10 protein-coding genes are annotated in these 20,695 nt (G+C 64.5%); 4 read left to right on the top strand and 6 right to left on the bottom strand.

The window, feature by feature from the left end; genetic code table 11:
* Positions 1-223 (top strand): hypothetical protein (locus tag ABLE71_RS16210; protein WP_348784461.1); only part of this gene is annotated, 223 nt, incomplete at its 5' end.
* 423 nt (positions 224-646) lie between these two features.
* Positions 647-3,067, top strand: a complete 2,421-nt coding sequence (locus tag ABLE71_RS16205; protein ID WP_348784460.1) for a sulfatase-like hydrolase/transferase — start codon at positions 647-649, stop codon at positions 3,065-3,067.
* A 79-nt stretch (positions 3,068-3,146) separates the two neighbouring features.
* On the opposite strand, the gene hutU is transcribed toward ABLE71_RS16205, so the two are convergent.
* The 4 genes from hutU to hutI form a co-directional block, all read right to left on the bottom strand.
* Entirely contained in the window at positions 3,147-4,829 is a 1,683-nt protein-coding gene (hutU, locus tag ABLE71_RS16200) for a urocanate hydratase (protein WP_348784459.1), read from the bottom strand.
* A 90-nt stretch (positions 4,830-4,919) separates the two neighbouring features.
* Positions 4,920-5,729 carry an N-formylglutamate deformylase gene (gene hutG, locus ABLE71_RS16195; protein WP_348784458.1) on the bottom strand — a complete coding sequence of 270 codons (810 nt, stop codon included), beginning with the start codon at positions 5,727-5,729 and terminating at the stop codon, positions 4,920-4,922.
* Positions 5,730-5,732: 3 nt separating this feature from the next.
* Complete coding sequence (gene hutH / locus ABLE71_RS16190) at positions 5,733-7,268, bottom strand: histidine ammonia-lyase (RefSeq protein ID WP_348784457.1); 1,536 nt, start codon at positions 7,266-7,268, stop codon at positions 5,733-5,735.
* Entirely contained in the window at positions 7,265-8,497 is a 1,233-nt protein-coding gene (hutI, locus tag ABLE71_RS16185; protein WP_348784456.1) for an imidazolonepropionase, read from the bottom strand. The genes hutH and hutI overlap by 4 nt, the downstream gene beginning before the upstream one ends.
* A 70-nt stretch (positions 8,498-8,567) precedes the next feature.
* Here hutI and ABLE71_RS16180 point away from each other — a divergent pair, with 70 nt between their 5' ends.
* Positions 8,568-9,143, top strand: coding sequence for a HutD family protein (locus ABLE71_RS16180; RefSeq protein WP_348784455.1), 576 nt, complete (start codon positions 8,568-8,570; stop codon positions 9,141-9,143).
* A gap of 56 nt (positions 9,144-9,199) precedes the next feature.
* On the opposite strand, the gene ABLE71_RS16175 is transcribed toward ABLE71_RS16180, so the two are convergent.
* Both ABLE71_RS16175 and ABLE71_RS16170 read right to left on the bottom strand, forming a co-directional pair.
* Complete coding sequence (locus ABLE71_RS16175) at positions 9,200-11,053, bottom strand: adenylate/guanylate cyclase domain-containing protein (RefSeq protein ID WP_348784454.1); 1,854 nt, start codon at positions 11,051-11,053, stop codon at positions 9,200-9,202.
* A 5-nt stretch (positions 11,054-11,058) separates the two neighbouring features.
* Positions 11,059-11,592, bottom strand: coding sequence for a FecR domain-containing protein (locus tag ABLE71_RS16170; protein WP_348784453.1), 534 nt, complete (start codon positions 11,590-11,592; stop codon positions 11,059-11,061).
* 311 nt (positions 11,593-11,903) lie between these two features.
* On the opposite strand from ABLE71_RS16170, the gene ABLE71_RS16165 reads away from it, so the two are divergent.
* Positions 11,904-20,483 (top strand): glucoamylase family protein, encoded by an 8,580-nt coding sequence (locus tag ABLE71_RS16165; RefSeq protein WP_348784452.1) that lies wholly within the window; start codon positions 11,904-11,906, stop codon positions 20,481-20,483.
* Positions 20,484-20,695: the final 212 nt, after the last annotated feature.

Here is a 20,695-nt window from a genome sequence, read left to right as displayed (position 1 = left end):
TTCGGGCAGCGGTTCGGGTTCGGGCAGTGGCTCGGGTTCGGGCAGCGGCTCGGGTTCGGGCAGTGGCTCGGGTTCGGGCAGTGGCTCGGGTTCGGGCAGTGGCTCCGGTTCCGGCAGCGGCTCCGGTTCGGGCAGCGGGTCGGGCAGCGGGTCGGGCGACAATGGCTTTGGCACTGGCGGCGGCGACGGCAGCCCCAACGACATGGACGATACGGACAGGTAGCTGACTCCGGTGCGGGTGGTTCGCTACCACGCACCCGTGCCGGATCCGGTTGCAGTCACCGCTTCGTGCGAAGCCCCATAACGGAACGAGGCGACACCCGCCTCGTTCACTCCGCGAAATCACAGGCCCTGGACGTCACCATCCGAAACCCGTGCATCAGCTGTGAACAGGCAGAAGAACGTCGGTAGCTCGAATTCCAATGTTTCCTTCGCGAATGCCCTGGGATTCGCGGCGTGGATTTTCGTCGCTCACTTCTTGTATCTGTACTTCCTGCAGCTGCAAACGGTGTTGCTGACGAACGACGTTGGTATCGCCTCCATAACCGGCGGTCAGTTTCAGACTCTGATCACAAGTTGTTTGTTGGCTGCTCTATTTCTAACTCTTTACAGGGTTGGGTGGCTGCGCCTGTGTTTTGTGCTGGCGATGACGCTTTTGCTTTTGCTGTATGCGACCAACAACGTCTACTTCGCGATATCGGGCCAGCCCTTTTCACTATCCGCGACGGAAGGCGTCGGGATCAGCGATATAGGCCGCTACTGGGGTTCGTTCGCTGCGGAACTGGGAGTTCTCCAGTATCTGGATTACGGTTTGGCCTTGGCGATAGGCGCGTTCCTGTTTTGGCTGGCCTCCAGGCTGGCGGCGCCGGGGTCAACCCGGTTCTACCGTGCTCCCATTTACATCGCGATCCCGTTGCTGCTTTTGACCTTTGTCGGATACGGCCTTGCCGGCAAGGCGGATGGCAGGGCGGAGGCATTGACCAGGAACCCGTTGCTGGTGCTGGTCACCGAATTTGGAGCCGAGGCCAAGGAGGGGCCGCCCTCGCTCGTCAATGTGATGCCGCCGGAGAAGTTCTACGGCCTGGCGCACGGGACGGAACTCGCGGATCCCGGCGCGCGGTCCATTCTTGCGAAGAATCTGGAGATCCTCCAGAAACGCGAACGCAATGTCGTTTTCGTCATTTTGGAATCCGTCGGCAGCAGGCAGCTTCTCGAAAACGGTCTGCCCCGCGCCGACATAGCGCCGTTCCTGCATTCGCAGGCCGGGAACTCGATCGTCTTTGACAATCTCACGACGGTCTTCCCCGGATCGACGCGCTCGCATGTGGCAATCACGACCGGCGGGCGGACCATCACCTGGGGGTCCGTCTACTCGGAACTCCTGTATCCGTTCCGGGGGCAGACGCTCGTGTCGGCGTTCCGGGAAGCCGGCAGGCCGACAGCGCTTTATTCCGCCGGCGGGCTCGACTTCGAGAACTTGAACATCTTCTACGCCGATCTCGGGTTCGATCAGACGTTCAACCCGGACAGCCTCTCGGCCGACGAGGTCGCGAAGTACCGAACGCACAGTTGGGGCCTGGATGAGCGGCTTGTGGCGGATCGGGCCCTGAAGTGGGCCTCGGGGCGCGAGCCGTTCTTTCTCACGCTCCTCAACGTCATCACGCATCACCCCTATGGTGCGCCCGCCGACTACCAATCGCCGTTTGCCGGCGGCGACAATTTCGACAAATACCGGTCCGCGGTCCATTTCACGGACAGTGTTCTGCGGACGATGGTGGAGGGGCTGAAATCTCGCGGTTTCGCCAAGGACACCCTTCTGTTCATCGTCGGAGACCATGGTGAAGCGTTCGGCGACAAGCATGCCAACAATTTGCTTCACAACAACTTTCTATACGAGGAGAACGTACGGGATTTCCTGATGGTCATCGATCTCTCGGGCGAGATAGAGCCGTTGAGCCTGCCGGTTCGCGGTTCAGTCGCGGATGTCATGCCGACCATCCTGGACACGCAGGGAATAGACGCCGAGCAGGGCGTGATTGGTCAAAGCCTGTTTTCGCGGGACTACGCGGAGCGCATTGCATTTTTCCACAAGAACTCGGAGCCGGAAAAATGGGGCCTGCGCGATGGCCAATGGAAATTTATCGTCGACAAGGCGGACTCCGCGAACCCGGAACTTTACGACCTCGACAACGATCCCCACGAGCAAACCAATCTCGCCGCGAAATTTCCCGAACGCATCGCCGACTACGTCATTCGCCTGGGAAACTGGTATGTGCAGACCAACGACGCGTTCGTTTCCAGGCTTGAGGGTTACGACTACAAGAGCAGTCAGGGCATGACTGTCGCCGGGCTCTCGGAGCCAGGCCCAAAACGCATCGCGATCGGCAGCAAGAACGATCATCTTCCATTCGTGCCCTTGGAAGGCAACATAAATCCCGAAGAGGACTTCGTCGTCTGGACAAACGGACCCGCCTATCCGCAGACGCGGAACATCGAATATCGCTTCACGGACCCATCCGGCGCGAAACAGTCGATTTACATGGACCACACCAGGGAGTGGTCCACCGTGTGGTTGCGGCCGTCGCTAGACGCGCCGCGCGCTGAGGGCGACTGGATGGTGGAGCTCTATGACGGCGACCTCAAAATCCTTGAGAAGCCCTTCACCGTCTCGCGCGGCGCGCCGCTTCGCTGGTCGTTCATGGACAAGACGCCCGGCATCCGCGCCATCAACGTCGGCGTGAAGCCGGAGGGCGAGGATTTTCACATCCTTCAGGACATCAATCCGCGCGAGTCCGCGGCCGTCATCGTTCACGGCGTTCCGTTCGAAAAGGACCGCATGCTGGAATATCTCTGGATCGCGCCGGACGACACATACAGCGCCTACACCTTTGCCCAGAAAGCCGGCTGGGACACATCGTGGACCTTCCGGAAACCCGATGGCCCGATGGTGCCTGGCAAATGGCGGGTGGAGGTCTGGATGGATGGCGATTTCCTGATCGGCAAGGATTTTCGCGTCTCGGCGGACGCGCCCCTTTTCCTGCCGATCGGAGGCCTTGCTTTGAACTGATCTCGATCCCCGAGTACGGACGATGGTCGAAGACAGTTCCGAAAACTGCCCACCTACCGCGGACTCACTCGCCGCTCGCCTACCCCAATATCCCCGGCAGGTTCAGCCCCTTCGCTCGCGCGCAGTCCACCGCGATCTCATAGCCCGCGTCGGCGTGGCGCATGACGCCGGTCGCCGGGTCGTTCCACAGAACGCGCTCCAGCCGCTTGGCCGCCTCCTGCGTGCCGTCGGCGACGATGACCATGCCCGCATGTTGGGAAAATCCCATGCCGACGCCGCCGCCGTGGTGCAGAGACACCCAGGTCGCACCCGAGGCGGTATTGAGCAGCGCGTTGAGCAGCGGCCAGTCCGACACCGCGTCGGAGCCGTCCTTCATCGCCTCCGTCTCGCGGTTGGGCGAGGCGACCGAACCTGAATCCAGGTGGTCGCGGCCGATCACGACAGGCGCCTTCAACTCACCGCTTGCCACCATCTCGTTGAAGGCGAGGCCGAGCCGGTGGCGGTCGCCCAATCCTACCCAGCAGATGCGCGCGGGCAGGCCCTGGAAGGAAATACGCTCGCGCGCCATGTCCAGCCAGTTGTGCAAGTGGGTGTTGCCTGGAGTCAGCTCCTTCACCTTGGCGTCGGTGCGGTAGATGTCCTCCGGGTCGCCCGAGAGTGCGGCCCAGCGGAACGGGCCGATGCCGCGGCAGAACAGCGGGCGGATATAGGCCGGCACGAAGCCCGGAAAAGCGAAGGCGTTCTCGAAACCCTCGTCCTTCGCCACCTGCCGGATGTTGTTGCCGTAGTCCAGCGTCGGCACGCCGGCGTTCCAGAACGCGACCATCGCCTCGACATGCTCGCGCATCGACGCCCGCGCGGCCTTCTCCACCGCCTTCGGGTCGCTCACCCGCTTCTCGCGCCATTCGGCCATCGACCAGCCCTTGGGCAGGTAGCCGTTCAGCGGATCGTGCGCCGAGGTCTGGTCGGTCACCATGTCGGGGCGCACGCCCCTGCGGAAAAGCTTGGGCACGATCTCGGCCGCGTTGCCGAGCAGGCCGACCGACTTCGCCTCGCCCGCTTTCGTCCAGCGCTCGATCTTCTCCAGCGCTTCCTCGATCGTCTCGGCGCGCTCGTCGAGATAGCGGGTGCGCAGGCGGAAATCGATGGAATCAGGATTGCACTCGATCGCCAGGCAGCACGCTCCGGCCATCACCGCGGCCAGCGGCTGCGCGCCGCCCATGCCGCCCAGCCCGGCGGTCAGGATCCACTTGCCCGTGAGGTCGCCGCCATAATGCTGCCGGCCCGCCTCCACGAAGGTCTCGTAGGTGCCCTGAACGATGCCTTGCGTGCCGATGTAGATCCACGATCCGGCCGTCATCTGGCCGTACATCATCAGGCCCTTCTTATCGAGCTCGTTGAATTTTTCCCAGTTCGCCCAGTGCGGCACGATGTTGGAATTGGCGATCAGGACGCGCGGCGCGTTCTCGTGCGTGCGGAACACGCCGACCGGCTTGCCGGACTGGACGAGAAGGGTCTCATCCTCCTTCAGGACTTTGAGCGTCGCGACGATGGTGTCGAAGTCGTTCCAGGTGCGCGCCGCCCGTCCGATGCCGCCATAGACGACGAGTTCGTTCGGGTTCTCGGCGACGTCAGGATCGAGATTGTTCATCAGCATCCTGAGCGGCGCCTCCGTCGTCCACGAAAGCGCATTGAGTTGGCTGCCGCGGGGACTGCGAATCTCGCGGATGTTGTGTCTCGGATTCGATGTAGGGTCGGTCATTGTCTCGTCTCCCGCGAAAACGCGTCTTTGGGGTCGATTTCCGGCGCTAGACGGCATCAAACGTGCCCGCCGGCGTGCTTGTGAACAAATTCAGCGGCCCTTGCGGGCGAGTTGGTAGGCAAGCGCCTCGATTCGTTGCAGGATTTGCTGGAGCACCTCGCGAAGCCTCGCCGATTTTTCCACGTCTTGGTCGAAGGGCGGCGTCTCGCTCTTCAGGTGCGTCGCCTGCGTCAGCTCCATCTGGATGGCGTGCACGCCCGCCTCCGGCTGGCCGTAATGCCTGGTCGTCCAGCCGCCGCGGAAGCGTCCGTTGGTGACCGCCGTATAGCCTTCCGCCGCCCGGCAGATGGCGCTAACCTCTTGTTCCATAAGAGGATCGCAGGTTCTGCCGCCGTCGGTGCCGATGCTGAAGTCGGGCAGCCTGCCCTCGAAAAGGAAGGGGCAGACCGAGCGGATCGAGTGGCAATCGTAGAGAACCGCAACCCCGTGCCTGGCCCTGACGCGCTCGATCTCGGCTTGCAGTACCCGATGGTACGGCTCGTGGAAGCGCAGGACGCGCTCCGACGTCTCGGTCGCGTCAGGCTCCCGGCCCTCAATCCAGAGCGGCTGGTCATCGAAATCCGTCAATGGAATCAAGCCTGTAGTGTTCTGTCCGGGGTAGAGGCTCCTGCCTGTCGGGTCGCGGTTTGCGTCCAGGCAATAGCGGTGGCAGGTCGTGCGCACCGTCGTCACGTCGGGCATAAGCCCTTGATAAAGCTCGTGAACATGCCAGTCGGTGTCGCGCAGCTTGCGGCCCTCGTCGTTCAGCTTCGCCCAGATGTCCTCGGGCACATGCGTACCGGTGTGCGGGAAGGCAAGGATCAGCGGCGAGGCGCCACGATTTAGCTCAACCATTTCCATGGCTTAGCTCTCCAGCCCCGGCAGGATGCCTGATCTCACGCTGGCGTTTAGCGTACCGTCGAGCACCATTGCCGCCGCCGCCTTCAAATCGTCCGCCATATAGCGGTCGGTCTCCAGTTCCGGCACTTTCGACCGTACCGCCCGGTACGCCTTCAGCAGTTCATGGCCGGTCTTCAGCGGCGCGCGGAAGTCCACCCCTTGCGCCGCCGTCACCGCCTCTATGCCTATGATTCCGCAGAGGTTTTCGGTCATCTGCAAGAGCCGCCGCGCGCCGTGGCAAGCCATCGAGACATGGTCTTCCTGGTTCGCCGAGGTCGGCGTCGAATCGACCGAGGCCGGGTGCGACATCTGCTTGTTCTCGCTCATCAATGCAGCACTCGTGACCTCCGCTATCATCAGCCCCGAGTTCAATCCGGGCTTCTTCGCCAGAAACGCGGGCAAACCGAACGACAGCGCCGGATCGACCAGCAGCGCAATGCGCCGCTGCGCGATCGCGCCGATCTCACAGACGGCTATGGCGATCTGGTCGGCGGCGAAAGCCACTGGTTCTGCATGGAAATTTCCGCCAGACACCACCGAACCGTCCGCGAGAACGAGCGGATTGTCGGTCACCGCATTGGCCTCGATCTCCAGCGTGCGAGCCGCCATCCTGAGCAGGTCGAGGCAGGCGCCGTCGACCTGCGGCTGGCAGCGGATGCAATAGGGATCCTGCACCCGCTCGTCGCCTTCGAGATGGCTGTCGCGGATCTCAGATCCTTTCAGCAGCGCCCGCAACGCGGCGGCCGTCTCGATCTGGCCCTTGTGGCCGCGAAGTATATGAATTTCCTCGTGAAATGGCGCGGAAGAGCCCATCGCGGCGTCGGTCGAAAGCGCGCCCGTGATCAGCGCCGCGTTGGCCGCGCGATGCGCTCGGAACAGGCCGGCCAGCGCCAGTGCGGTCGACACCTGCGTGCCGTTGATCAGCGCTAGGCCCTCCTTGGCGGCCAAGGTGATCGGTTTTAGCCCGGCCTTTTCAAGGCCTTGCGCGGCGGGCATCCGTTCACCGCGATAAAGGACCTCGCCCACGCCGAGCATCGCCGCCGTCATATGCGCCAGGGGCGCGAGGTCGCCGGACGCGCCGACCGAGCCTTTTTCGGGAACGACCGGCAAGACGTCCTTCGCCAGCATCGCCTCGATCATCGCAACCGTGTCCGGCCGTATGCCCGATGCGCCTCGGCCGAGCGAGATCAGCTTCAAGGCCATGACAAGCCTAACGATTTCGGAGCCAAGCGGCGCCCCGACGCCGCAGCAATGCGACAGGATCAGGTTGCGCTGCAGCGTCTCGACGTCCTCCGCCGCTATCCGGACGCTGGCGAGTTTTCCGAAGCCGGTGTTGATGCCGTAGACCGGATCGCCCTTGTCGACGATCTTGCGGATGACGCTCGCGGCGGCGGCGATTTTTTCCCTGCAGCTCCCGTCCAGCGAGGGCAGGGCGCCTTCGTAGATTTCTCGCAGTTCGGCGAGGGTGACCTGCCCGGGTTTCAAAACCAGCGACTTCATTGGCCCCTCCAGACGCGGCGGTATAAAGGATTGAATCCCATGCGATAAACGAGTTCCGCCGGGCTCTCGACGTCCCAGACGGCGAGGTCGGCCCACTTGCCGGGCTCCAGCGTTCCTGCCTCGGCGGCGAGCCCCAGCGCCCGTGCCGCCTCGCGGGTCACGCCGGCGATACACTCATCGACGGTCATGCCGAACAGCGTCGCCGCCATGTTCATGGTGAGCAGCAGCGATGTCAGCGGTGAGGTGCCCGGGTTGTTGTCGGTCGCGACCGCCGTCCTGACGCCATGCCGGCGAAACAGGTCGATGGGCGGCTTCCTGGTCTCGCGGATGAAATAGAAAGCGCCGGGCAGGATCACCGCCACGGTGCCGGCCTCAGCCATCGCCACCGCGCCGGATTCATCAGTATATTCAAGGTGATCGGCCGACAGCGCGCCGTATTGTGCAGCAAGCGCTGCGCCGTGCAGGTTGGACAATTGGTCGGCGTGGAGCTTGACCGGCAGGCCGAGCGCCGTGGCCCTGTCGAAGACGCGGGCGATCTGCTCGGGCGAGAAGGCGATGCCCTCGCAAAATCCATCGACCGCGTCGGCAAGGCCCTGCGCGGCGATCGTCGGCAGCATCTCGTTGGCGACCAGATCGATGTAGGCGTCCTTGTCGCCCGCGGCCTCCGGCGGCAGAGCATGCGCGCCGAGGAAGCTGGTGCGTACCGTAACGTTCCGTACGCCCGCGAGGCTCCGGGCCGCGCGCAGCGACTTCGCCTCGTTCTCTAGATCGAGCCCGTAGCCCGACTTGATCTCGATGGTGGTCACGCCTTCGGCGATCAGCGCATCGAGACGCGGCAACGATTGCCGGACCAAATCGTCCTCGCTGGCTGCCCGCAGCGCCTTCACGGAGGAGACGATGCCGCCGCCCGCCCTCGCGACCTCCTCATAGGTCGCGCCGGCGAGCCGCATCTCGAACTCGTTTGCGCGGTTGCCCGCATGGACAAGGTGGGTGTGGCAATCGATCAGGCCGGGAGTCACCAGCCGGCCTTTGCAGTCGATCACCTCGGCCTTGTGGGCGAGTTCGGCAGGCAGTTCGGACTCCAGACCGGCAAAGACGATGCGGCCGTTCTGCGCGGCCACCGCGCCCGCGAAAACCGATCCATGACTACGCTCGCACATCGTTGCAAGCCGGGCATTGCGCCAGACGCTGATCCGATCCGATGCTGGAGCCGAAGCCATCGCCTCCATTCCCTCCGTGGCGAATTATGTATATACATATAAGAGATAACGCCGTCAGCAGTCAATGGGAGGATATCAGATGCGCATACTTCGCGCAGAGAACTACCGCCGGATGCCCTGGAAGAACGGCGGCGGGGAGACGGCGGAGATCGCCGTTTCTCCCGAAGGCGCCGGGCTCGAAGATTTCGAGTGGCGCATTTCAATGGCGCGGGTCGATGCGGGGGGTCCATTCTCGGTGTTTCCCGACGTGGACCGCACGCTGTCGGTTCTGGAGGGCGAGGGAATAATGCTCTCGATCGCGGACCGGCGACCCGAGAGGCTGACCGGCGCTTCCGCGCCCTACAGCTTCCCGGGCGACGTTGCGGCGAACGCCGACCTCGTCGCCGGCCCGATCACCGATCTCAACGTGATGGCGCGGCGCGGCCGGTACAGACACCGGGTGATCGTCCATCAGGTCGAGGAGGCGAAGGACCTGTCCTTCAACGGAACGCAGGCGTTGCTGTTTTGCCCGTCATTAGACCTGCGCGTTAGAGCCAATGCCTTCGACGAGCGTCTCGCCCGCTTCGATGCCGTCATCCTGAAAGATCCGCAAACCGCGCTTCGGATAGTGGGTCGCGGGCAGATCTTCGTGATCGAACTGGACAGACTGCCCTGACCGAACGCCGCCCAGAGATGTTGTCCGAAGGGGATCGAAAGCCCGGGATCCCGCCGTCAAGTTTCCCGCCACAGCCACACCGACATCGTGCCCGACCGGCCTCTGATGCTCGATTGCACCGGCCCGTCGAGCCGGCCGGAACTGGGCAATACCTCGCTGCCGGCAGCGCGGTAGAGGTCCGCGCTTATTGCGATGTCGGCACGGTGCTGCGCGGCGACTTCCATGAGCCGGCTCGCCACGTTCACGCTGTCGCCCGTGGCGGTGATCTGCTGCTGGCTGCCGCCGCCGAGGCGCGATGCGACGATCGAGCCGCAATGCGCGCCGAGCTTGATCCCGATGCGCCTGGCGACCGTCACCGGCTGCGCCACGAGCCAGGCGCGGGCATGCGCGGCGAGCGCGACCGCACAGCGCATCGCATTCGCAGGATCGTCAGGCGTAGGCTGGGGAAGACCGAACACGATCATGGCGCCGTCGCCCATGAAGTTGGTGATGACGCCCTTGTGCGCTTCCGCATCCTTCTCGACCAGCCGGTAGAAATCGTCGAGCAGTTCCCTCATCACCGATGCGCTGGCCACCTCGCTGAACCCGGTAAAGCCTGACAGGTCGATGAAAACGATGGCCGCCTCCTGCCGGACGGGCTCTTTCAGGAAATCCGGATTGCGCGCCAGCCAGTCGCGCAGCGCCGGCGCCTGGAAGCGCCTGAGAAGCTCGTTCTGCCGTGCCAAGCGCTGAGTTCGCCGGCGATCGAGCCAGATCTGCGCCGAACCGAAGACAATGGCGGGCGGCATGCCCGCCGCAAGGGGTAGCGCTGCGCTCAACCACACGCCTTTCGTGAAGAAGACGAAGTTCACGGCGAGCCACAACGCCGCTACGGCCGTGATCGCAAGGAAGCCGAGCGCGCTGCGTCGCCACGCCAGCAGCGCCACGAGAATGATCGGCAGGATGACCGCAAGCGCTGCGTCCGCAAGACGGACCCGGTTGTCCCGGACCAGCCCGTCGCCGGCGACCAGATGCGAGATGGTGGTCGCGACCACCTCGACGCCCGGCAGAACCGGGTCGAAGGGGGTCGGGAAAACGTCGCCGCTGCCGATCACGGTGGCTCCGATCACGACGATGCGGCCGGCGACCTTTTCGCGATCGAGATTTCCCGCCAGGACCGACGTAGCGCCAACCGTCTCGATGGTGCCGCGCGGGCCGTAATAGCTGATCGGCAGGCGCTGACCGAAATCCGTCGAAACCGTATGGTCTCCCAGTACGATCCGGGCCGGTTCGAAGGAAGGCGCCGCGTTCATGGCGAGCGACACCGCCTGCAGCGGAAACGAAACCTCGAGCCTGTCGGCCGTCCGGAAGATCATTGGAGAGAGACGCGGCGTACCGGCGTAGTCGGTCGACACGTTGACGATGCCGATCGCCGCATTTTGAGCAAAACGGTCGAGTGGAAGCGCGAAACCGTCGGCGATCGGCACCCGTGCCAGCGCGCCCTCGCCATCGGCGCCGAGCGTCTGCCGTGTTTCGTCGAAAACAGCCGCGCCGGCAATGACGCCGCGGCTGCGGGCCAGCGCGTCGGCAAGCGCTACATCGTCGGCCTCCTCGCCTGCATCGAGAAGCAGCACGTCGAGCGCAATGGCCTTAGGAGAAAGCTCCGCCACGGCATCGACGATGCGGGCAAGCGTGCCGCGGTCGACGGGATATTTTCCCTCATGGCCCACGAATTCATCGTCGATGGCGACGATGAGCACGACCGGAGGCGGCCTTCGCACGCCCCGGGCAAGGGTGCGCAGGTCGGCCATCGTCGCCTCCAGGCGGTCGAGCATCCAAACGTCGCCGCGCACATGCGGTATGGCCAGGAAAGCGCCCCACAGGCCAGCGAGGATCATCGCGACGATGGTCTGCAGCCGTCGACTGCCCATGAAGCTTATTCGCCGAAGCGGGCAAGCAGCGCCGCGACGCGCGCGGCGCCCCACCGGCGCACCGTCAACGGCGCCGTTCCGGCGTCCACATCGACGCCTTCGCCGGGTCCGAGCGCCACGCCCCGTTCACCCGCCCGGCGACTGACGGCAACGCGTCCGTCGACAACGAAGACCGAGGTCGTGTCCCCAGCCACGTCGACGGCCCATTTCGTCCCGCGCACGGCGGCGATCGCTTGCGGGGTGACAACCTCGAAGCCGCCCTCGACGGCTCCGGCCGGCGCTTCCAGCAGCAGCGCGTTGCCGTCGAGAGTGGCGGCTTCCGGCCCGGCGGCGGCAGCGCGGTCCAGAAGATTGAAGTTCGTGCCCTCCTCGGCGGTGATCTTGACGCCGTTCGGGCAGGTCAGAACGGTGCGCGGGGGATCCTGCAACACCTCTGCCTGACAGCCGCCGGCTGACTGAGCGAATGCAGCCGACGACCAGGCGACAAGCACAACCGCGGCAGGGGCGACGCCCGCCAGGCAATTCCTACCGAATGTCATGGATCTCTCCTTGTTCGCCCGATACCGCCGCAAACCACCGCTTGACCACCTCTATAGCACTTCCTCGACCCTCTCAAACGCCGCGCTTCGGTCAGCCAATTGCTCCAGCCACGAAAAAGCCTCAATCGCGACATTGTCACGACCGCCGATCCGGGCTTTTATCGAAGCCGCATTTTAGATGCCTTCCGGCAGTCGGCCGCGCGGTCTCGCGGGGCAACCGACCCGGAATGCTGCAACGCAACCAAATGCAGCGAAAACAGTTAAGCGAGAGCTCCGCGGTTACGCGGAGTTGAGGGTCCGACGGATTTTAGATGAATATTCAAACTGATCCTAAGCTGCTGGAAAAGCCGGCGCATCATTTCCCGGCTGCTCCAGAACGGACAATTCGTGCGCAATACCTGCACGAGGATCGGCTGAAGGCACTCGGCGAGAGCCTGGCGCGCAACGAAATCCCGTCGATTTTCGGGATGGAGAAATTCGATTTCCAGAAACGCGTGCGTGAGAACGCCGCGAAGATCCTCGACGTCTACCGCACCACCAATGCCGCGCAGACGCGCGGAGAAATGGTGACTCCGGCCGCGCAATGGCTGCTCGACAACAATTATCTGGTCGAGGAGACGATCCACGAGATCAAGCGTGACCTGCCCCGCCGCTTCTACCGCGAGCTGCCGGTGATGACGCTGCCTGACGGCACGACCGTGCCGCGCGCGCTGGCTCTCGCCTGGATCTATGTCGCCCATTCCGACAGCACGGTCGCCGGTCACACTTTCAAATCGGTGGTCGAAGGATTCCAGTCGATCGAGCCGATGAAGATCGGCGAACTGTGGGCGCTGCCCTCACTGCTGCGCTTCGTGCTGATCGAGAATTTGCGGCGTATCGCGGTCCGGGTGAGCCGCGCGCGTCAGATGCGCCAGATCGCCAATGAAGTCGCCGACCGCGTGCTCGCAACGCCCGACGAGGACAACGACCTCAAAATCCTGGCTCCCTACGCGGCGCATGCTCGCGACACCACCTTCGCCACGCAGCTTCTTTATCGCCTGCGCGACGGCTCGCACAATTCCGGCAAGGCATTGACGTGGCTCGAGAAGGAGCTGGAGAAGTCCGGTAGCGACGCCGAAGAGATCATCATCGCCGAACATCAGACGTTGTCGTCCGGCAACGTCACCACCGGCAACATCGTCAGGGGCCTGCGCCTCATCAACGATATCGAGTGGACCGCCTGGTTCGAGGACGTCAGCCGGATCGACGCGCTGCTCAGGGAACGTACCGACGTCGCTTCACTGGACTTTGCCTCGCGGGACCAGTACCGCCAGGCGATCGAGGATCTGGCGCGACGCTCCAACGTCAGCGAGTTCGACGTGGCCGAGCGGGCGACGCAACTCGCCGGCTACGGTGAAGCGCACGCGCCGGGCGGGACCCAAGAGCAAGCCGAGGTTGCGGCTCCGGCGGTCCAGCCGATCGCGGACAATGTAGGCTTCTTCCTGGTCGGCTCGCGCCGCGAGGAGCTCGAGCGCTCGATCGGCTACAGGCCCGGTTTCGGCCGCCGGCTCATGCGTGCCTTCCGGGCGACAGGCTGGACGGGCATCGTCGTACCGGTCTTCCTTCTGACGGTGCTTCTGATGGTCATGGCAGGACAGGCGCTGGCGGCGATCGGCCTGCCCGAGCCGGCGATCGTACTGCTGCTCGTGCTTTTTGCCGTGCCGGCGAGCGAAGGCGCGCTCGGCTTCTTCAACACGATCGTGCTGCTGTTCCTGAAGCCGACGCGGCTCGTCGGCTACGAATTCAAGGACGGCGTACCCGCCGAGGCGCGCACCCTGGTCGTGGTGCCGACCCTCATCGGTTCCCGCGACGACGTCGAGGAGGCTGTGCGCAAGCTCGAGGTGCATCACCTCGCCAATATGACGGGAGAGGTGCATTTCGCGCTGCTCTCCGACTGGCCCGACAGCGATGTCGAGCAGAGCGTCGCGGACGACGAGATTCTAGCCTTCGCACGGGCCGAGATCGCCCGGCTCAACCTGCGCTATCCGATGAGCGGGCCGCCGCGCTTCTACCTGTTGCATCGCCGCCGGCTCTACAATCCGTCGCAGCGGTGCTGGATGGGATGGGAGCGCAAGCGCGGGAAACTGCACGAGCTGAACCTGCTGCTGCGCGGCGACCCAGACACGACCTTCCTGACGCCGGAGGCGCCGCTGCCGCAAGACGTGGTCCACGTCATGACGCTCGATGCCGACACGCGCATGATGCGCGATGCCGTCGACGGTCTGGTAGGCAAGCTCTGCCATCCGCTCAACCGGCCGGTGATCGATCCGGCGGCTGGCAAGGTGGTCGCCGGCTACTCCATTCTGCAGCCGCGCGTGACCCCCTCGCTGACGACCGGCGACGAAGCTTCCTTCCTGCAGCGCGTCCTGTCGTCGAACCGCGGCATCGACCCATATGTGTTCGCCGTCTCGGACCTTTACCAGGACGTGTTCGGTGAAGGCTCCTTCACCGGAAAGGGCCTTTACCACATCGACGCGATGGAGACGGCGCTTGCCGGCCGCATTGCCGAAAACCAGGTGCTGAGCCACGACCTTCTGGAAGGGTCATTCGCCCGCTCCGCGCTGGTGACCGATGTCGAGGTGGTCGAGGACTATCCGACCCGCTATTCGGTCGACGCGTCGCGCCAGCACCGCTGGGCGCGGGGCGATTGGCAGCTGCTCGGCTACATCTTCAGCCCGAAGTCCGGGGTGCCCGCGCTGTCGCGGTGGAAGATGGTCGACAATCTCAGGCGTTCGCTGACCCCGATCTTCTGGGTGATGGCAACGGTGGCCGGCTGGGCGCTGCTGCCTTTCACGCAGGCGGCGCAGTGGCAGGCGCTGCTCGTCCTGGCGCTGTTCATGGCGCCGACCTTCGACATCGTGGACGCGATCCTGCCGAAGAGCCGCGAGGCGACGGTGCGCGGCCACTTCACCGCGCTGGCGCGCGATGCCGCCTTCGGTACGGCGCTGGTGGCGCTGCGGGTGGTCCTGATGGCGCACAGCGCCTGGATGATGGGCGACGCAATCGTGCGGACGCTCTACCGCATGTCCGTTACCCGGCAGAACCTGCTCGAGTGGCGCACCGCCTCCGACGCTTACCGGACGGGCGACAACAGCGTCGGCTCCTACTATCGCCTGATGTACGGCGCGGTGGTCATTGCGGTCGTCGGGCTCGCCATCGCGGTCGCCGCCGATTCCACCGGCGCATTCGTCGGCTTCTTCTTCCTCTTCTTCTGGGCAGGATCGCCGGCCTTCGCGTGGTTGATCAGCCGTTCTGCCGAGACCGAGGACCGGCTGCACGTCTCGCCCGCCGATACCGCGCAGTTGCGGACGGTAGCGCGCCGCACCTGGCACTATTTCGAGACGTTCGTGACGGCCGAGCAAAATCACTTGCCGCCCGACAATTTCCAGGAAACGCCCCTTCCGGTCGTTGCGTCGCGCACCTCGCCGACCAATGTCGGCGTCTATCTGCTGTCGATCGTGTCGGCGCGGGATTTCGGCTGGATCAGCCTGACGGACGCGGCGGCGCGCATAGACGCGACGCTGACGACCATCGAGAACATGGAGCGGCATCGCGGCCATCTCTTCAATTGGTACGAGACGACGACGCTTCGCCCCCTTTCTCCGCTCTACGTGTCGAGCGTCGACAGCGGCAACCTCGCCGGCCATCTGGTGGCGGCTGCCGCGGCCTGCGCGGAATGGGCCGAGGCGCCATCGGTGCATCTGCAGGGCGATTTCGAGGGTATACTCGACTGCGTCACGATCCTTGACGAGAGCCTTTCCGACCTGCCGGACGATCGCCGGCAGCTGCGCCCGCTGCGCCAGCGCCTCGTCGACCGCGTTGTCGGCATGCGCCGCGCCGTCGAGACGATCAAGACGCAGCCTGAGATGGCGTCGATCCGCACCATAAACCTGACGGTTCAGGCGAGCGAGATCCGCAAGCTCGCCGTTGCCATCGATACCGAGGCGAAATCGGAAAAGAGCGCCGTCCTCGCCGATTGGGCGGCAAGGCTGCAGGCCACTTGCGAGGCGCATGTGCAGGACGCGCACAGCGACGACCAGACCGTCGCGGAGCTGCGCAAGACGTTTCTGGCGCTCGGCCAACGCTGCCGCCAGTTCGCTTTCGAGATGGATTTCTCGTTCCTGATGCGCAGGGAGCGCAAGCTGCTGTCGATCGGCTACCGCGTCGAGCAGCACCAGCTCGACGAGAGCTGCTACGATCTGCTCGCCTCCGAAGCGCGGCTGACCAGCCTGTTCGGTATCGCCAAGGGCGACCTGCCGACGGAACACTGGTTCCGGCTCGGACGGCCGATCGTCGAGATCGGGTTCCGGGGCGCGCTGATGTCGTGGTCGGGCTCGATGTTCGAATATCTGATGCCGCCGCTGGTGATGAAGGAGCCGCAAGGCAGCATCCTGAACCAGACCAGCCACCTCATCATCAAGCGCCAGATCCAGTATGGCCGCCAGAAGCGCGTGCCTTGGGGAATTTCGGAGGCGGCCTACAACGCGCGCGATCCCGAGCTGACCTACCAGTACACCAATTTCGGCGTGCCCGGCCTCGGCCTGAAGCGCGGCCTGGGGCAGAATACGGTCGTAGCACCTTATGCGACTTTGCTCTCCGCGCAGTTCATGCCGCGCCAGGCGGTTGAAAACCTGGAGCGCCTGACGGCGATCGGAGCTCTCGGCCGCTACGGCTATCACGACGCGGTCGACTTCACGCCCGAGCGTGTGCCCGAGGGCACCGACCACCAGGTTGTCTACAATTACATGGCGCATCACTCCGGCATGTCGATCGTCGCTGTTGCGAACGTCGTCTTCGAGGGCCGCATGCGCGACCGCTTCCACAGCGATCCGGTCATCGAGGCGGCGGAACTGCTGCTGCAGGAGAAGGCGCCGCGCGACATTCCGGTATCGACCGTGCGTACGGAGGCCGACGAGCGCGTCAAGGGCTTGGCGGTCGAGCAGAGCCCGGACACGCGGCTGGTGCTCAACCCTGCCGCGGCGCTGCGCTCGACCAGCCTGATGTCCAACGGCCGCTACTCGGTGATGGTGACCGCGACCGGTTCAGGCTACAGCCGCTGGGGCGACATGGCGGTGACGCGGTGGCAGGCCGATCCGAGCGAGGACCGGCTTGGCACCTACATCTTCCTGCGCGACACCTCGACCAACGAATGGTGGTCGGCAACCGCAGAGCCCAAAAAGGCGGCGGACGAAGTCTGCGAGACGCTTCTGTGCGACGACAAGGCGACATTCATCAAGACGGTCGGGACCTTGCGGACTGAAGTCGAGTGCATCGTCGTCTCGGAAGGCAACGGCGAGGCGCGCCGCATCACCATCATCAATGACGGGTCGACCGACCGGCTGATCGAAGTGACGTCCTTCGCCGAGCTGGTGCTGGCCTCCGAAGCAAACGACAACGCCCATCCGGTCTTCTCGAAGATGTTCGTCGAGACGGAGATCTCGGCAAATCGAAACATCATCTTCGCGGAGCGCCGCAAGCGCGCCGCGGACGAGCCCGACATAGCCGCGGCGCATTTCGTCACCGATCCAACCGGCGTGCGTGACGCGGAAGCCGAAACCGATCGGCGCGCCTTCATCGGGCGAGGGCGCACGATTGCCGACCCGGCGGCCTTCGACCCCGACTCCCGTCTCGGCGGCCATCACGGCTTCACGCTCGATCCGGTGGCGGCGCTGCGCCGCAGGGTGCGCGTTCGTGCCAACAAGAAGGTGTCGCTCACCTTCTGGACCGTTGTGGCGTCGAACCGCGCGGAAGTCGAGGCGGCTGTCGGCCGCCTCGACCATTCCGGGGGATTCCAGCGGCAGGCCACGCTGGCCTGGACGCAAAGCCAGGTGCAGACGCGGCATATGGGCTTGAGCCTCGCCGACGCCGCAAACGTCCAGAAGCTCGCCTCCTACCTCATCTATCCGGATCCGTTTTTGCGCCAATCCGCTGATGTCGTCGCATCCGGCCTCGGCCGTCAGTCGGCGCTCTGGCCGATGAGCATCTCAGGCGACTACGCGATATTTGCCGTGAGGATCGGCGACGTCGCCGACCTGGACATCGTGGCGAGTGCGCTTCGCTATCAGGAATACATGCGCGCAAGGGGGCTCGTCGCCGACCTCGTCATCATCAACGAACAGGCTTCGTCCTATGTCCAGGACCTGCAGCAGGCGATCGAACAACTGTGCGAGAATAGCCGGTTGCGGGGCAAGGAACTCGGACCGCGCCAGCACATCTTCGCGGTGCGCCGCGACCTGATGGACGAGAGTTCCTACAAGACGCTGCTCGCGGTCGCGCGCGTGGTACTGCACACCCGCAATGGGCGCATCTTCGACCAGATCGAGCGGGCCGAGGCGGCGGCGCTGGCCGCGCGCGACGCCGCACGTCTGGCTATCGGCGAAACGGCCGAAACCGCGGGCAGTCCGGTTTTTGCCCCGGCGCCTGCACGCATCAGCGCGCCTGCGAGCGGCGACGGGCTGCAATCATGGAACGGCTTTGGCGGCTTCGACCGAAACGGCCGCGACTATGTGGTGAGGCTCGGCTCCGGCCGCCGAACCCCGCATCCCTGGATCAACGTCATCTCCAACAAGGCGTTCGGCTTCCACACCTCGGCGGAAGGCGCATCCTTCACCTGGAGCCGCAACAGCCGCGATTTCCAGCTGACGCCCTGGTCGAACGATCCGGTGACCAATCGCCCCGGCGAAGCCTTCTACGTCTACGACCAGTCAAGCGGCAAAGCCTTCTCGCCCTTCGCAGCCGTCGCGCCCGATCCCGCTACGAGCCACGAGGCGCGCCATAGCCAGGGTGTTTCCATCTTCACCGCCAGACGCGGCCCGCTGTCGCTCGAGCTGACGCAGCTCGTCGATCCGGCTGATCCTGTGAAGCTGTCGCGTTTGACGATACGCAATTCCGGATCGGTCGCCGCGCGGCTGACAGTCTACGCCTATGTCGAGTGGGTGCTTGGCAACAACCGCGCGAAATCCGCGCCGACCATTGTGCCGTCGATTGACGCGAGGACCGGCGCGCTGTTTGCCCGCAACCCTTACAGCCTCGATTTCGGCGACCGCGTCGCTTTTCTGGCGTCGGATGGCCAGGCGCAGTCGGTGACGGCCGACCGTCGCGAGTTCATCGGACATGAGGGGACAGTCGAACTGCCGAGGACGGTTGCCGCCGGAGCCGCGCTCTCGGGCAGGGTGGAGGCCGGCGCCGATCCCTGTGCTGCGATGGCGCGCGACGTCGAGGTTCCGGCCCACGGCGAGGTCACGCTGCTGTGGCTTCTGGGCGACGCCGGCTCCCCCGATGAGGCCAGCGCGCTGGCGCAGAAGCATCGGGACAAGGATTTTGACGAACGTCTGGCAGAGACCGAGAAGGAATGGCGCGGTTTCCTGGACACGTTGCAGGTCGAGACGCCGGACGCCTCTTTCGACGCAATGGTCAACCACTGGCTGCCCTACCAAAGTGTTGCCTGCCGCATCCGTGCGCGTTCGGCCTTCTACCAGGCGAGCGGCGCGTTCGGCTTCCGCGACCAGCTGCAGGATACGCTTGCGTTGCTGCTGCACGATCCGCAGCTTGCGCGCGACCAGATTCTGAACGCCGCGCGCCGGCAGTTCGAGGAAGGCGACGTGCAGCACTGGTGGCTGCCGCGCACCGGCGCCGGCGTCAGGACGATGATCTCGGACGACGTGGTGTGGCTGGCCTATGCAGTCCACCGCTATGTCCGGGTGACCGGCGACGATTCCCTCCTGACCGAGCAAGTGCCCTATATCGAAGGCGATCCGCTGCAGCCGGGCCAGCACGACGCCTTCTTCACACCCGAGGTCACCCAGCAGACGACGAGCGTCTACGAGCATTGCGTGCGCGCTCTCGACCTGGCGGTGGCGCGCACCGGCGCCAACGGCCTGCCGCTTATCCTCGGCGGCGACTGGAACGACGGCATGAACCGCGTCGGCGAGGAGGGCAGGGGCGAAAGCGTCTGGCTCGGCTGGTTCCTGCTCAAGACGCTCGGCAACTTCATCGGCATCGCGAAGGCGCATGGCGACGCGAAGCGCGCCAAGGCCTGGGACAAGCACTCCAACAGGCTGAAGCAGGCGCTGGAGAACGCCGCCTGGGACGGCGAATGGTACCGGCGCGGCAGTTTCGACGACGGAACGCCGCTCGGCTCTCGCGATTCCGACGAATGCAAGATAGACTCCATCGCACAGTCGTGGAGCGTGATGTCGGGCGGCGGCGATCCGGTACGCTCGAGGACCGCGATGGAGGCCGCGACCAGACATCTGGTCGACGAAGAGCTGCAGATCATCAAGCTTTTCACGCCGCCCTTCCACGACACGCCCAAGGAGCCCGGTTACATCAAGAGCTATCCGCCCGGCGTGCGCGAGAATGGCGGCCAGTATACCCATGCCGCCGCCTGGTTCGTCATAGCGCTGGCCGAGATGGGCAAGGCGGACGATGCCTACCGCTGCTTCTCGATGCTTAATCCGGTCAACCATTCGCGCGACGAGAAGGCGGCCGAGCAGTATCGCACGGAGCCTTATGTCGTGGCGGCGGACATCTATTCGTCGCCCGACAAGGGCGGGCGGGGCGGCTGGACCTGGTACACCGGGTCCGCCGGCTGGATGTACCGCGCGGCGGTCGAAAGCATCCTCGGAATCCGGAAGGAAGGCAGCCGCCTGACCATAAAGCCGGCGCTGCCTGGCCACTGGGACGGCTACAAGGCAACGTTGCGACTTTCGGACGCGGTCTACCGGATCACGGTTCGCCGCGAAGACGGCATTGAGGCGGCTATCGAGATTGGCGGCGAACGCAGCCCGGGTTGTCAAATCGACCTCAGGCAGACCGGAGACGTTGAAATTACAGTATTCATTCCAAATTGATCTTGAAAATTTTTCACAAAGCTGGCGCGGCCCGCCATTTTTTCGCCGCAAGGTTGCCATTTTTTCTTAATTCTCAATCCGTTAGCTGGATCACAGGACGTTACATGCCGTTGTGGTTTGTTGTTCGCCGATGGGGAACGGGGCCGTTAGGAGCGCATTGAACTGCGACCCGACAGCGAGTACGACAGTCCCTGCATTGTGCGCTGCACAAT

The organism is Mesorhizobium sp. KR9-304 (genome assembly GCF_040049215.1).
In the GTDB taxonomy this organism is placed as follows: domain Bacteria; phylum Pseudomonadota; class Alphaproteobacteria; order Rhizobiales; family Rhizobiaceae; genus Mesorhizobium_K.
The sequence above is the reverse complement of the archived record's forward strand: the minus strand, read 5'-3'. Positions and strand labels throughout refer to the sequence as shown.

Bases quoted from the DNA above. Each gene is read 5' to 3' on its own strand.
- ABLE71_RS16205 (WP_348784460.1), top strand. From the start codon at position 647: ATGACGCTTTTGCTTTTGCTGTATGCGACCAACAACGTCTACTTCGCG.
- hutU (WP_348784459.1), bottom strand. From the start codon at position 4,829: ATGACCGACCCTACATCGAATCCGAGACACAACATCCGCGAGATTCGC.
- hutG (WP_348784458.1), bottom strand. From the start codon at position 5,729: ATGGAAATGGTTGAGCTAAATCGTGGCGCCTCGCCGCTGATCCTTGCC.
- hutH (WP_348784457.1), bottom strand. From the start codon at position 7,268: ATGAAGTCGCTGGTTTTGAAACCCGGGCAGGTCACCCTCGCCGAACTG.
- hutI (WP_348784456.1), bottom strand. From the start codon at position 8,497: ATGGAGGCGATGGCTTCGGCTCCAGCATCGGATCGGATCAGCGTCTGG.
- ABLE71_RS16180 (WP_348784455.1), top strand. From the start codon at position 8,568: ATGCGCATACTTCGCGCAGAGAACTACCGCCGGATGCCCTGGAAGAAC.
- ABLE71_RS16175 (WP_348784454.1), bottom strand. From the start codon at position 11,053: ATGGGCAGTCGACGGCTGCAGACCATCGTCGCGATGATCCTCGCTGGC.
- ABLE71_RS16170 (WP_348784453.1), bottom strand. From the start codon at position 11,592: ATGACATTCGGTAGGAATTGCCTGGCGGGCGTCGCCCCTGCCGCGGTT.
- ABLE71_RS16165 (WP_348784452.1), top strand. From the start codon at position 11,904: ATGAATATTCAAACTGATCCTAAGCTGCTGGAAAAGCCGGCGCATCAT.